Source organism: Photorhabdus bodei (assembly GCF_003287735.1).
Lineage (GTDB): Bacteria > Pseudomonadota > Gammaproteobacteria > Enterobacterales > Enterobacteriaceae > Photorhabdus > Photorhabdus kayaii.
Map to the genome: position 1 here is coordinate 81,535 of NZ_NSCM01000010.1, position 12,907 is coordinate 94,441.

Consider the following 12,907-nt stretch of genomic DNA (forward strand, 5'->3'; position numbering starts at 1 on the left):
TTGTCAATATTCGTTGTCGTTTATTCCTATTCTGCAATATATTTTCGTAACATGCAAAACGTTATCGTTGCACAATTGTTACGTTGGCTTACAAATGGTGATTTTTGCTAATCTTTTCTTCCCTGATTGCAACAACTGTTTCACAGTACATTTCGTTTCGTTTGAATTATTCATGCTTGAGGACTCTGTGAGCAGCGACGAAGCTCGGTTTGAACAGGAAGGTGGTGCTTACAAATACTATCAAAATAATAAAAAGTAGCACTACCGCAATGGGCGGTAATGCACTGAATCAAACCTGAACTTTGTGGCCGGAAAGCATGCTGTAACGGGCAGCCTGGCCGTCTGAACCATAAAGAGAGGGGCTATGATGACTTTTTAGGAAAGCAATGGCTTTGCTATTTAAATCAAGATGCTGGGTTAACAACGAACCGTTATGGGTGTTTAAATCACGAACCCGGATAACCGCTTTGCCGATCTGTTGCCATAATGTGGCCAGCAAAGGTTGCTTATCATAAGGCGCAATGATGTTTAATGCTTTGCTCAAATTAAGACGTTGCTGTTCTGAATGGCTAAGCGCGGACAACAGGAAAATTTTTCGTTCTGTTATCTGGTGCAAATCTCGTGCTTCAATAAAACCCTCACACAGAATACGTTGTTCTTCCGCCATAGCTTGGGTCAGCGAGGTCAAATAGGTCACTTGCTGTTTGAGTAATTGTTGAAGTTCTTCCATAGCGGGTTTAATTATTTCTTATCGTATTGAAAGTTTTCGGCGGCTTCTTTGAGCAGAGCGTCTGCTATTTTACCGCTGTTCATTTTTAAGGTTCCGTGAGCAATAGCTTCTTTCAACTTTTGCACCTTTTGGATATTGATATCCTGGCTGCTTGGTTGAACCAGTTTTGTTTGTGCTTCGCTCAGTTTTACTTGTGCATCGCTGCTTTGTAAGGTAACGCCGGAGGTTTTGCGGGTGCCCTGAGCGCTTTCATTAGTTGGTCGCTGTTGAACAGCAGCGATAGCTAATAAGGGGTGAGTGCGTTCGATACTCATAATCATTATCCTTTATGGCCAGGCATAGGTTCACCTATGGATCGGAGCAGGTTACATGCCATTTGCATACCTGCAAATCGTGCTCTGCTGGTTATATCGGCACAGTGAACGAAAACTTTAGAACTTATAACATGATTTTTACATTGCCGTTTTCTAATGCCTGGCCGGTTATAACATGTCCTGAATTTATTCGAACCCTGACTTTATCAGAAATAGCGGCGTTATTAATAGCTTTCCCTTCGTTTCGTATCTGAAAGCCATTTCCCTGTATAATCACCGCCACACTCTGGCCTGACCGTACAACCCACGGGCGGCGTAACATATTATGAGTAATCGCCTGCCCCGCCGGGATGTTACGTATCGCAATACTATTTTTTATCTCATTTTTGTTAATGACCAGATCATGCGGTAGTCTTTCCAGTAATCCACTTCTGACCTGAAAATCTTTATCTGATAAAACATCATTACGCGAGATAGCTCGGCGGGTAACCAGATAATTCCCTGTCACACTGACAGAGACTTGAATGAATTTGCGTTGTTGATGGCAGATCACAGGTAAAGAGAGATTTCCCCAGTTTTGACCACCGATAGCGGGTTGAATTTCTGGCCGTTCACACTGGGGCCATTGTTGTTCAGGGGTTTTGATGTTAACAGAAACTTTATGATGATTATCCCGGTGTATCCGCTGGAAATAGTGCTCTATGGCTTGGGGTAAATTATTGCCCCATGCCATCGAAGTGATAAAGAAAAATGCGAACAGCCCGATAATATTTATAGCTTGCATCTTCTCGCTCTCATTATTTCTGTAGGTCAATATGCCGCCGTTTAGTCGCGTACATTTAGTCGTATATAAGTGTACCTACATTGAATATCGGCCAATGGGATAAATAGCAATCCAATTAGCGTCTATTCATCCGATAGGCTTTTCCTTCTGCGTTTATTCTGTTTACTGCGAATTTCGCGATCGCGAAAAGCGCTATTAAGGTTCACAACATAAGTCAGTCACATTAGAGGGAGGAATATGCTCGATAAATTAGATGCAGCCTTTCATTTTCAGCAGGAAGCCCTGTCATTGCGATCACGGCGGCAAGAAATATTGTCCGCTAACATCGCCAATGCGGATACGCCCGGTTATCAAGCGCGGGATATTGATTTCGCCACACAACTGAAAAAAACCATTGCACACGGTCGGGTTACCGGAAACGGGATCGGGCTGACGCTGACATCCGATCGGCATATTCCTATTCAGCCTCAGAAGAGAATGGAGATGGACTTACTGTATCGGGTGCCTTATCAGGCAGCGATGGATGGCAACACGGTGGATATGGATATGGAACGCAGCAATTTTATGGATAACAGCTTGAAATATCAGGCTGAACTGACTGCGACCAGCTCTCAAGTTAAAAGCATGATGTCAGTCTTACAGCAAGGATAAGGGCAATGTCTTTACTCAGTGTTTTTGATATTGCTAGTTCGGCATTATCAGCGCAATCCCAACGATTAAATGTCAGTGCCAGCAATATGGCAAATGCCGATAGTGTTGCGGGGCCTGATGGTCAGCCATATCGGGCTAAACAGGTGGTTTTTCGTGTTGCCGCAGCGGCGGGGCAAGAAACAGGCGGCGTCAGAGTCAGTGAAATTGTGGATGATCCTACCCCTTTCCGCCTTGAGTATCAGCCGGGACACCCATTGGCTGATGAGAGGGGTTATGTACGGATGCCAAACGTTGATATGGTCGGAGAAATGATTAACACCATTTCCGCTTCCCGTAGTTATCAAGCCAACGTTGAAGTGTTTAATACAACTAAATCGATGATATTGAAAACATTGATGATAGGTCAGTAACAGGAGTGACTCATGGCTATTACCAGTTCAGTGAATGGAGCACGGGATAACACGATTGTTGGAGAGTCAGCATTGGCTAGCAAGAAAAAGGGTAGTGAAGAGCTGAATAGCAACTTCATGAAATTGCTGGTCGCGCAAATGCAAAATCAAGACCCAACTAACCCGATGAAGAACAATGAGCTGACTTCCCATTTGGCGCAGATTAACACACTCGCGGGGATCGAAAAGCTGAATACCACACTGGGGTCTATTGTCGGTCAGATAAATAATAATCAGCCTGTACAGGCATCAGCCCTGATCGGGCGAGGCGTTATGATCCCTGGGAATACTATTTTGGCTGGTTTAAACAAAGAAGCTGGGAACGTCAGTACGACACCATATGGTATTGAGTTGGAAAGGCCTGCGGATAGTGTGCAAGTCACCATTACTGATAAACAAGGCGGGGTTGTACGCCAAATTGATCTCGGTGGATTGGAAGCGGGTGTCCATAGCTTCCACCCTTGGGATGGCAAAAAAGAAGATGGCACGAATGTTGAGGATGGCGCTTATAACTTCACCATTACTGCCAGCTATAAAGGCGAACAGAGAGTATTTCAGCCGCTGAGGTTTGCGAAGGTAAATGGTGTTACTCGTGACGCGGACGGCGCTAAGCTAGATTTAGGGCGGATCGGTGCCGTCACTATGGATCAGATACGTCAAATTCTTTAACCAGCAAGAATTTTAACGGAGAATAATATGGCTTTTTCACAAGCAGTAAGTGGTTTGAATGCCGCGGCAGGTAATTTGGATGTTATTGGTAATAATATCGCTAACGCGGCGACATATGGTTTTAAATCCAGCACGGTTGCTTTTTCTGACATTTTTGCCGGTTCTCAGGTGGGTCTGGGGGTAAAAATATCGGGTGTTAATCAGAATTTTAAAGATGGTACGCCGACGACGACTAATCGCCCACTTGATCTGGCGATCACTCAGGGCGGTTTTTTCCGTATGCAAGGCGGTGATGGTGAGATCTACTATTCCCGTAACGGTCAATTCAAGATGGATGAGAACCGTAATATTATCAACATGCAAGGCATGAAATTGACTGGCTATCCCGCAGTCGGTGTCAATGGTGGCGCGCCGGAGATTCAGAAAGGGGCTAACCCAGAGCCGATTACAATACCTCAAGGTATACTGGCGGCTAAAGCAACAACTAAGGTTACGATGACAACCAACCTTAATTCGATGCATAAAAAACCGGCAGATGCTTTCTCGCCAGAAAATAAGGATTCTTATAACTATCCTACCAGTGTTACCACCTTTGATAGCCTGGGTAACCCACATGCTATCAAGGTTTTCTTTGTGAAAACGAACGATAACGAATGGCAGGTTCATGCTCAGGATAGTGCGGTTGAGGGCGCTAAAGCAGCTCCATTGGGGACGTTGAAATTTGATGGTAATGGTAAGCTGATTGGTGACAATAATCAGTTTACATTTAATGTTCCCTCTCTGAATGGTTCTAATGCCGCTGATATCACCATTGATTTTAATGGCAGTAAACAGCAGAAAATTGATGCTGATAGCATATCGACACTCAAGCAAGACGGTTATGCCGCAGGTGAATTCAATGGCTACCGTATTGAGGACGATGGTCGTGTCATCGGCACCTATTCCAATCAGCAATCCCAATTATTAGGCCAGATCGTTCTGACTAACTTTGCTAACCCAGAGGGGCTGGCAGCGCAGGGTGACAACGTTTGGATAGAGACGGGTGCTTCTGGTAGCCCAGTTGTTGGCATTGCGGGATCGGGGGGTTTTGGTAAATTGCTCAGTGGTTCTCTGGAAGCATCCAACGTCGATATGAGCCAGGAGCTGGTTAATATGATCGTGGCGCAGCGCAACTACCAATCCAGTGCGCAAACCATTAAAACTCAAGATCAGATCCTGCAAACGCTGGTCAGTATGCGTTGATAGTTTCAGGATAGCATTATGGATCATGTCATTTATACCGCAATGGGCGGTGCTCGTCAGACACTAGAACATCAGGCAGTGACGGCAAATAACCTGGCTAATGCCTCGACGCCGGGTTTTAAGGCGCAACTGGCTGCTTTGCGGGCGGTGCCTGTGGAAGGTGCTACCTTTAATACCCGTACTTTAGTTGTAGCTTCAACGCCGGGCTTTGACAATCGTCAAGGGCCGATGAACTATACTTCTCGTCCGTTGGATGTGGCGATTGGGCAGGGGGGATATCTGGCGGTTCAGCTTGAAGAGGGTTCTGAGGCTTACACGCGTAACGGCAGTATTCAGATTTCAGCGGAAGGTCAGCTAACTGTTCAAGGTAACTTGTTGATGGGGGATAACGGCCCGATCAATGTTCCGCCACAGGCTGAATTAACCCTGGCGACGGATGGTTCTATATCTGCACTGATTCCTGGTGATCCGCCAACACAGTTGGGGCAGCTTGGCAGATTGAAAATGGTGAAACCGGAGAGCGATCAGCTAGTCCGTGGTGATGATGGCCTATTTCACATGACGGAACAGGCGCAGGCGTTACAGGGTGATGTTTTGCCAGCCAGTGATGAGGTGAAATTAATTCCCGGAGTGCTTGAAGGAAGTAACGTCAACCCAATGGAAAGCATGGTGAATATGATTGCCAATGCCCGCCGTTTTGAAATGCAGATGAAAGTCATCCATAGCTCAGATGAAAATGCACAACGTGCTAATCAGCTATTAGCAATGAGTTGATTTAGACACAGAGGATAAAACCGATGATCCGATCATTATGGATTGCTAAAACTGGGCTGGATGCTCAGCAAACCAATATGGATGTGATTGCCAACAACTTGGCAAACGTCAGCACCAATGGTTTTAAACGCCAGCGTGCCGTTTTTGAAGATCTGCTTTACCAGACCATTCGTCAGCCAGGAGCGATGTCATCGGAACAAACCCGCTTGCCTTCTGGTTTACAGATAGGTACCGGGGTGCGTCCGGTAGCAACAGAACGTATACATAGTCAGGGAAACTTATCTGAAACTAATAACAGCCATAACGTTGCCATTAGAGGAAAGGGTTTCTTTCAGGTCCAGTTACCTGATGGTACCAGTGCCTATACCCGTGACGGTTCATTTCAGGAAGATCAAAACGGGCAGTTGACAACCGCTAACGGTTTTTTGATCTTCCCTACCATTACCATTCCTGATAACGCGACGGACCTCACCATTAGCCGTGATGGTGTTGTCAGCGTGAAAGTACAGGGGCAATCGGCACCTCAGCAAGTTGGTCAATTTACTCTGACAACCTTTATCAATGACAGTGGGTTAGAAAGTATCGGCGAAAACCTTTATGTAGAGACTAGCAGCTCTGGCATACCGATTGAAAACACACCGGGAATCAATGGCGCTGGGTTGCTCCAGCACAAATATGTCGAAACATCCAACGTCAATATCGCTGAAGAATTGGTCAACATGATTCAGACTCAGCGTGCTTATGAAGTTAACAGTAAGGCGGTGTCGACGTCTGATCAGATGCTACAAAAACTGACTCAGTTATAACCTAAATCGTCAATCAGAACCGCGGGGGAACATTCAAGTTTCCCCGTTATTCAGGGATAAATTAAGAGTATCGAAGATGGATACAATGGCTGTTGCCGAGACCAGCGCCGTTTGTCAGTTCCGCCATTTACGGAAAAATGTGGCGAATAAATGGCGTTGTAGTATAGCACTGGCGGTATTGTCACTAACGGGCTGTGCGTATATACCGCAAAAACCCCTGGTTGAGGGAGCAACCACCGCAGCACCTTCCGCGGCAACCGCGCCAGTCCCTAATGGCGCTATTTTTCAAGTAGTACAGCCGGTTTATTATGGTTATCAGCCGCTATTTGAAGATCGCCGACCACGAAATATTGGCGATACCCTGACGATTACATTGCAGGAAAATGTCAGCGCCAGTAAGAATTCTTCGGCCAATGCCAGCCGTAATGGAAAAAACACGTTTTCCGCGGCACTGACACCCCGTTTTCTGAAAGGGCTAATTGGTGGAGATAAAACCGATCTGGATATGGAAGCTGAGAATACTTTTGGTGGGAAAGGCGGCGCTAATGCGAATAACACCTTCAGAGGGACGATTACCGTGACAGTCGATCGGTTATTGGCAAACGGTAACTTACATGTGGTCGGTGAAAAGCAGATTGCTATCAATCAGGGAACCGAGTTTATTCGTTTCTCCGGTGTCGTTAACCCACGGACAATTAATGCTAATAACACCGTCAGTTCCAATCAGGTCGCTGATGCCCGCATCGAATATGTGGGGAATGGTTATATCAATGAAGCGCAGAACATGGGCTGGTTACAGCGTTTCTTCCTGAATGTTGCACCATTTTAACAGGGGATGGTTATGATAAAACAATTTGCTGTCAGCCTTCTTCTTGTATTGCTGACTCTGGTGACAACGACGGCATCAGCAGAACGTATCCGTGATCTCACCACGGTTCAAGGAGTACGGGAAAATGCGTTGATTGGTTATGGATTAGTGGTTGGGCTGGATGGAACGGGTGACCAGACGACTCAGACGCCATTTACCACTCAGAGCTTAAGCAACATGTTATCCCAATTGGGGATTACCGTTCCTCCGGGAACCAATATGCAGTTGAAAAACGTGGCTGCCGTGATGGTCACCGCGAAGTTACCGCCGTTTGGCCGTGCCGGGCAGAATATTGATGTAGTGGTTTCCTCATTGGGGAACGCGAAAAGCTTACGTGGTGGTACCTTGCTGATGACACCACTAAAAGGTGTCGATAATCAGGTCTATGCTTTGGCGCAGGGTAATATATTGGTTGGCGGTGCCGGTGCCAGCGCGGGGGGAAGCAGTGTAAAAGTCAATCAGCTTGCGGGTGGTCGGATTAGTAACGGTGCAGTGATTGAACGTGAATTACCCACGCAGTTTGGTGAAAATGGCGTACTGAATCTTCAATTAAATAACGAAGACTTCTCACTGGCGCAGCAAATTAGCGATACCATTAATCGTACGGGCGGAACGGGAACAGCAACGCCGTTGGATGCCCGCACAGTACAATTGCGTATGCCGAGAGATAAAAGTGAGCAGGTTAAATTCCTCTCCCATGTGCAGAATCTCACTGTCCGTGTTGATGTCGGTGATGCCAAAGTGATTATCAACTCTCGCACCGGCTCTGTGGTAATGAACCGTAATGTCATGCTGGATAGCTGCGCTGTTGCTCAAGGGAATCTTTCTGTCATTGTCGATAATCAGGTGGTTGTTAGTCAGCCCAATACACCGTTAGCAGGTGGCAGTACCGTTGTTACTCGTAATCCCGCTGTTGCTGTCCGTGAACAAAATGGTGCGTTGCAGCAGGTTAACGCCAGTGCAAGTTTGAGCCATGTTATTCAAGCCTTGAATGCACTGGGTGCAACACCGAATGATTTAATGTCAATCTTACAGGCAATGGAAAGTGCAGGTTGTCTGCGGGCGAAATTGGAGATCATTTGATGAATGATTTTTTAACCCTGCCCGGTGCGGCTTATGATGTACAGTCGGTTAACACGTTAAAATCCAATCTGGCAAAAGATCCACAACAGGGGCTACGGCAAGTAGCCCAACAAATGGAAGGGCTATTTGTTCAGATGATGTTGAAAAGCATGCGTTCAGCTCTGCCTAAAGATGGCATGTTGAGCAGTGAACAGACGCGCCTTTATACTTCGATATACGATCAGCAAATCGCGCAAAATATTGCTCAGAAGGGGCTAGGTTTTGCCGATATGATGCTCAAGCAGCTTTCTAGCGCTAAAACTGCCCCTGGCGAAATGGCGGGTAAGATCCCCATGACTCTGGATAACGAAGTTTTACAAACCTTGCCAAGGCAGGCGCTTGAGCAATTTATACGTCGAACGGTACCGAAACCCGAGACGACACCTAAACCGCTGCCGCTGAACAGTACGAATTTTGTATCTACGCTCTCGTCCCCTGCCCGGATAGCTAGCCAACGCAGTGGTATTCCTCATTTGCTGATTATTGCTCAGGCCGCATTAGAGTCTGGTTGGGGACAAAGAGAGATTCTGACCGCCGATGGTAAGCCAAGTCATAATCTGTTTGGTATTAAAGCGGGTAAAGGTTGGAAAGGGCCGGTAACCAATATCCTGACCACGGAATATATCAACGGTGAGCCTCAGAAAATGAAGGATAACTTCCGTGTTTATGGCTCTTATGTGGAAGCGATTGAGGATTACGTCAAATTACTGACAGAAAGTCCCCGTTACGCCAACGTTGCCCGTTCTGTTACCCCGGAACAAGGGGCTTATTCCTTACAACAGGCAGGTTATGCAACAGATCCCGGATATGCGAAAAAACTGGTCTCAGTTATTCAACAGTTAAAAGGTGCTGGAGAGCAGGCGGTAAAAGCCTATACCTACGATTTGAGTAAACTATTTTGATCTCTATTTTGCTCAAGTTTTATTGAGCTCAGCCGATAAATTAAAGCAATTCAGACTTTGTTTTTAGTTATCTGAAAGATTGTTTGCCGCCACCCACTAGCGGAGACATAAATAAAACGCAAAAGGATCTTCTGATGTCCAACAGTCTTATTAATACCGCGATGAGCGGTTTGCAAGCGGCTCAAATTGCTCTGGGAACCGTGAGTAATAACCTTGCAAATTCCAAAGTTCCTGGTTACAACCGGCAATCGACAGTTATCAATCAAAACGGTGGCACGATGACGTCCGTTGGCTTTATCGGAAATGGTGTTACTGTTACCAGTATTAACCGTCAATATAACGAATTCATTAATCAACAACTGTCTGCGGCTCAGGCGAAACAAGGTGCATTAACCACTTATTCCCAGCAAATTTCCCAGATTGATAATTTGCTGGCAGACAAAGCGAATAACCTGTCAAACACCATTGATGACTTCTTTACCAGTTTACAAAATGTCGTCAGTAATGCGGAAGATGATGCAGCCAGAACGACAGCGATGGGTAAATCAAAGGGGATGGTAAACCAGTTGAAAAGTGCGGATGCCTTCCTGCGTAAAATGGAAAATAACATTAATCGGGGAATAGCTAACTCGGCTGAGTCTATTAATAACTATGCGCAGCAAATTGCTAAACTCAATGGTGAAATTACCCGTATGAGAGGCGGTGGTAGCGCTGAGCCGAATGCATTACTGGATCAGCGTGATCAATTGGTCAATGAACTGAATAAACTGGTTGGCGTGAGTGTGACTCAGCAGGATAGTGATTCTTACAATGTCGCTTTTGCCGGGGGATTAACACTGGTTCAGGGAACAACCGCTTACCGAGTAGAAGCGATTTCATCCAATGCGGACAGCAGTCGCATGACATTAGGTTATGATCGTGGTTTTGGTGATGTTGTTGAAATTGATGAGAAATTCATTGATAAAGGGCAATTAAGCGGCACATTGAGGGCGCGTAGTGAAGTGCTGGATAATTCCCGTAATCAGTTAAACCAATTAGCGTTGGTATTGGGCGATCAATTTAATCAGGTTCACCGTGCTGGTTTTGATTTAAAAGGCAAACCGGGTGAAGATTTCTTCACATTTAATAACCCGGATGTAATTGCCGATAGTAAAAATAAAGGTTCTGTTGATTTTAAAGTGGAATATACAGATACCTCGGCGGTGAAAGCTAGTGATTATCATATTAGCTACGATGGGGCTAATTGGAAAATCCAGCGAGCCTCTGATAAGGCGGATATTGCTGCCAAAGTAACAGGTAATACACTGGAATTTGATGGATTAAAAGTTGAAGTTGATCCAACCGATGCAAAAGAACACGATCGATATACACTGAAAGCGGTCAATGGTGTTATTAGCAGTATGGCGGTTAATATTAAAGATGCGTCGCAATTGGCGGTTGCCGGTACTAAAGATGGTGGGCCGAGTGATAACGTCAATGCTAAAAAACTCATTGAATTGCAGAACAAAAAATTGGTAGAGGGTAAAGCATCATTTTCTGGTGCTTATGCTTCGATGGTCAGTACTATTGGTAACCAGACCAGCACGGCGAATGTTGATTTAGAAACTCAGAATAATATTACTAAACAACTTTACGCTGAACAGCAGTCGGTTTCCGGCGTCAACGTAGATGAAGAATATGGCGCATTACAAAACTTACAGCAATATTATCTGGCCAATGCTCAAGTTATCCAGACTGCCACAACGCTATTTAATGCTATTTTGGAACTCCGTCACTAATAAACGAGCCATTTAATATACCCAATGGATTTCAAGATGGATCGCGACGGCAAGGGAGCGAATCCCCGGGAGCATAGGTAACTATGTGACCGGGGTGAGTGAGTGCAGCCAACAAAGAGGCAACTTGAAAGATAACGGGTATAAAAAATAGCCTGAGAATACTCGGATACCTTGGGCATTTAGTTGAATATTTAAAAGGAATGAAATTGTGCGCGTAAGTACCAATATATTGTACGAGCAGAAAATGACGAGTATCACGACTGCTCAGTCGAAATGGATGCAGCAGGGAGCACAGCTATCCAGTGGTCAGAGGGTGATAAATCCATCTGATGATCCGATGGCGGCATCTCAGGGTGTCATGGTTGCTCAGGCTGAATCTCAGAACCAGCAGTATATAACCGCTCGCTCGTTTGCTAACAACGCGATTTCCATGCAATTGAGTGTGGTATCCAAAGCTGTCGGTGTGGTTCAAAATATTCATGAAAGTTTGGTAGCCACAGTAAACGGTGTATTGAGTGATGAAGATCGTAACTCGTTGGCTATTCAACTGACAGGGTTTAAAGAACAACTGGTGAATTTGGGTAATACTACCGATGGTAATGGCCGCTATATTTTTGCCGGTTATAAAACGGATGTGAAGCCTTTTGATGAGAGTACAAGCGGTACAGTGAGTTATCGAGGTGGCTCTGAGGAAATAACTCAGAAAGTAGATAGTAACCGCTCTATGATTATTGGACATACCGGGGAGCAGGTCTTTCTCTCGTCTACCAGTAATCCGATAAAAGAGCCGGATGGCGGCCCGAGTGAATCTGATATATTTAAAACCATAGACATGGCGATTCAGTCATTGAAAACACCATTTACCGGGGCAGATCAAAAGAGTCGTGATGATGCGCTGGAATTGTTGAATAAGGCTAACCGTGGCGCTCGCAACGCGTTGAATAATATCTCTTCTGTGGAGTCGGTATTGGGTTTACAACTGAGAGAAATAGAAGACTTAAATAACTTGGGGGCAGAACGCAGCCTGGCGAATAAAAGCCGTTTGAGTCAATTGGTTGATGTAGAATGGAACTCAGCGATTTCGAATTATTATCAACAACAAGCCGTACTTCAAGCATCGTATAAGACATTTACCGATATGAAAGGCATGTCGTTGTTTGAAATATTTCGTTAATTCGGTTTTCCTCATTTATATTAATCGCTGGTTTTCAGGCCAGCGATTTTTCCAATTGAATGTATTTAATTGTGACAATTAAATATCCTACATATTTTCAGTTAAATAGATAATGAAATAGAAATTTTCATATTAAAAATATATTGTTGAAATTTAAACTTCCGCCAGTGGATGAACGGGGAGAAACTGAGTAATTACCGCTTCTGTGTGTTGGTAGTTACTGAGATTAATAACTACAACTTTGTAGAAGTAAACCGCGTTAGGTACTCTGCGGAAAAATTTAGTTTCACCGGGTTGAATGTCGATAAAAGCATACTGATTGTAATCTCCGAATGGAGGCGCCCAGTAATTTACTGCTCTAATTGGTGCGGGACCTCTATTTTCTATATTGAAACTAGGATGATGAGTAGTAGGCATTATTATATTTCCACCAGTATAAAGCTCAAAAGTTTGATTAGGGTTTATATATATCAGTCTCATTTTATTGTTTCCTTATCATGACGATTATTATGTTACATATATACCCGTGCTCATTGAAACTGCTTGATTTTCGCCCAAATGAGGTTCATGGTATCAGTCATGAAAATCTTCATTACCGATGAACAAAAAGCCGAACTTGAACACCTCCATCACACCTGCCGTGA

The 12,907-nt window shown here is 44.9% G+C and carries 15 protein-coding genes; 11 read left to right on the forward strand and 4 right to left on the reverse strand.

From position 1 onward, the window contains the following. Positions 1-289: 289 nt before the first annotated feature. From CKY02_RS09535 to flgA, 3 genes are all read right to left on the reverse strand, one after another. A complete protein-coding gene (locus CKY02_RS09535) occupies positions 290-730 on the reverse strand; it encodes a flagella synthesis protein FlgN (protein ID WP_112879185.1) in 441 nt (146 codons plus the stop codon). An 11-nt stretch (positions 731-741) separates the two neighbouring features. Next, a complete protein-coding gene (gene flgM / locus CKY02_RS09540; protein WP_112895105.1) occupies positions 742-1,044 on the reverse strand; it encodes a flagellar biosynthesis anti-sigma factor FlgM in 303 nt (100 codons plus the stop codon). A gap of 124 nt (positions 1,045-1,168) precedes the next feature. Beyond that, a complete protein-coding gene (gene flgA, locus CKY02_RS09545) occupies positions 1,169-1,828 on the reverse strand; it encodes a flagellar basal body P-ring formation chaperone FlgA (RefSeq protein ID WP_112895106.1) in 660 nt (219 codons plus the stop codon). Positions 1,829-2,065: 237 nt separating this feature from the next. Here flgA and flgB point away from each other — a divergent pair, with 237 nt between their 5' ends. The 11 genes from flgB (at position 2,066) to flgL (ending at position 12,263) form a co-directional block, all read left to right on the forward strand. Beyond that, positions 2,066-2,479 (forward strand): flagellar basal body rod protein FlgB, encoded by a 414-nt coding sequence (gene flgB / locus CKY02_RS09550; RefSeq protein ID WP_112879182.1) that lies wholly within the window; start codon positions 2,066-2,068, stop codon positions 2,477-2,479. Positions 2,480-2,484: 5 nt separating this feature from the next. Beyond that, positions 2,485-2,889 (forward strand): flagellar basal body rod protein FlgC, encoded by a 405-nt coding sequence (gene flgC / locus CKY02_RS09555; protein WP_112895107.1) that lies wholly within the window; start codon positions 2,485-2,487, stop codon positions 2,887-2,889. A gap of 12 nt (positions 2,890-2,901) precedes the next feature. Continuing rightward, positions 2,902-3,597, forward strand: coding sequence for a flagellar hook assembly protein FlgD (gene flgD, locus CKY02_RS09560; RefSeq protein WP_112895108.1), 696 nt, complete (start codon positions 2,902-2,904; stop codon positions 3,595-3,597). Positions 3,598-3,624: 27 nt separating this feature from the next. Continuing rightward, on the forward strand, positions 3,625-4,839 hold the full coding sequence (gene flgE, locus CKY02_RS09565) for a flagellar hook protein FlgE (RefSeq protein ID WP_112895109.1): 1,215 nt from the start codon (positions 3,625-3,627) through the stop codon (positions 4,837-4,839). 18 nt (positions 4,840-4,857) lie between these two features. Then, positions 4,858-5,613 carry a flagellar basal body rod protein FlgF gene (locus CKY02_RS09570; RefSeq protein ID WP_112895110.1) on the forward strand — a complete coding sequence of 252 codons (756 nt, stop codon included), beginning with the start codon at positions 4,858-4,860 and terminating at the stop codon, positions 5,611-5,613. Positions 5,614-5,636: 23 nt separating this feature from the next. Next, positions 5,637-6,419, forward strand: a complete 783-nt coding sequence (gene flgG, locus CKY02_RS09575; protein WP_112895111.1) for a flagellar basal-body rod protein FlgG — start codon at positions 5,637-5,639, stop codon at positions 6,417-6,419. A gap of 76 nt (positions 6,420-6,495) precedes the next feature. After that, positions 6,496-7,248, forward strand: coding sequence for a flagellar basal body L-ring protein FlgH (locus CKY02_RS09580; RefSeq protein ID WP_112895112.1), 753 nt, complete (start codon positions 6,496-6,498; stop codon positions 7,246-7,248). A 12-nt stretch (positions 7,249-7,260) separates the two neighbouring features. Further along, positions 7,261-8,370: a flagellar basal body P-ring protein FlgI gene (locus CKY02_RS09585; RefSeq protein WP_112895113.1), complete on the forward strand. Its 1,110-nt coding sequence runs from the start codon at positions 7,261-7,263 to the stop codon at positions 8,368-8,370. Beyond that, positions 8,370-9,311, forward strand: a complete 942-nt coding sequence (flgJ, locus tag CKY02_RS09590) for a flagellar assembly peptidoglycan hydrolase FlgJ (protein WP_112895114.1) — start codon at positions 8,370-8,372, stop codon at positions 9,309-9,311. Before CKY02_RS09585 ends, flgJ begins: the two co-directional genes overlap by 1 nt. Before the next feature lie 134 nt (positions 9,312-9,445). Further along, complete coding sequence (gene flgK, locus CKY02_RS09595; RefSeq protein ID WP_112895115.1) at positions 9,446-11,089, forward strand: flagellar hook-associated protein FlgK; 1,644 nt, start codon at positions 9,446-9,448, stop codon at positions 11,087-11,089. Between the two features lie 208 nt (positions 11,090-11,297). Next, positions 11,298-12,263, forward strand: coding sequence for a flagellar hook-associated protein FlgL (gene flgL / locus CKY02_RS09600; RefSeq protein ID WP_112895116.1), 966 nt, complete (start codon positions 11,298-11,300; stop codon positions 12,261-12,263). 153 nt (positions 12,264-12,416) lie between these two features. Here the strand turns inward: flgL and CKY02_RS09605 are convergent, their stop codons facing one another. Continuing rightward, positions 12,417-12,680 (reverse strand): hypothetical protein, encoded by a 264-nt coding sequence (locus CKY02_RS09605; RefSeq protein ID WP_240002032.1) that lies wholly within the window; start codon positions 12,678-12,680, stop codon positions 12,417-12,419. Between the last annotated feature and the right edge of the window lie 227 nt (positions 12,681-12,907).

Bases quoted from the DNA above. Each gene is read 5' to 3' on its own strand.
- CKY02_RS09535 (WP_112879185.1), bottom strand. From the start codon at position 730: ATGGAAGAACTTCAACAATTACTCAAACAGCAAGTGACCTATTTGACC.
- flgE (WP_112895109.1), top strand. From the start codon at position 3,625: ATGGCTTTTTCACAAGCAGTAAGTGGTTTGAATGCCGCGGCAGGTAAT.
- CKY02_RS09570 (WP_112895110.1), top strand. From the start codon at position 4,858: ATGGATCATGTCATTTATACCGCAATGGGCGGTGCTCGTCAGACACTA.
- flgM (WP_112895105.1), bottom strand. From the start codon at position 1,044: ATGAGTATCGAACGCACTCACCCCTTATTAGCTATCGCTGCTGTTCAA.
- flgG (WP_112895111.1), top strand. From the start codon at position 5,637: ATGATCCGATCATTATGGATTGCTAAAACTGGGCTGGATGCTCAGCAA.
- flgA (WP_112895106.1), bottom strand. From the start codon at position 1,828: ATGCAAGCTATAAATATTATCGGGCTGTTCGCATTTTTCTTTATCACT.
- CKY02_RS09580 (WP_112895112.1), top strand. From the start codon at position 6,496: ATGGATACAATGGCTGTTGCCGAGACCAGCGCCGTTTGTCAGTTCCGC.
- flgC (WP_112895107.1), top strand. From the start codon at position 2,485: ATGTCTTTACTCAGTGTTTTTGATATTGCTAGTTCGGCATTATCAGCG.
- CKY02_RS09585 (WP_112895113.1), top strand. From the start codon at position 7,261: ATGATAAAACAATTTGCTGTCAGCCTTCTTCTTGTATTGCTGACTCTG.
- CKY02_RS09605 (WP_240002032.1), bottom strand. From the start codon at position 12,680: ATGCCTACTACTCATCATCCTAGTTTCAATATAGAAAATAGAGGTCCC.
- flgK (WP_112895115.1), top strand. From the start codon at position 9,446: ATGTCCAACAGTCTTATTAATACCGCGATGAGCGGTTTGCAAGCGGCT.
- flgD (WP_112895108.1), top strand. From the start codon at position 2,902: ATGGCTATTACCAGTTCAGTGAATGGAGCACGGGATAACACGATTGTT.
- flgJ (WP_112895114.1), top strand. From the start codon at position 8,370: ATGAATGATTTTTTAACCCTGCCCGGTGCGGCTTATGATGTACAGTCG.
- flgB (WP_112879182.1), top strand. From the start codon at position 2,066: ATGCTCGATAAATTAGATGCAGCCTTTCATTTTCAGCAGGAAGCCCTG.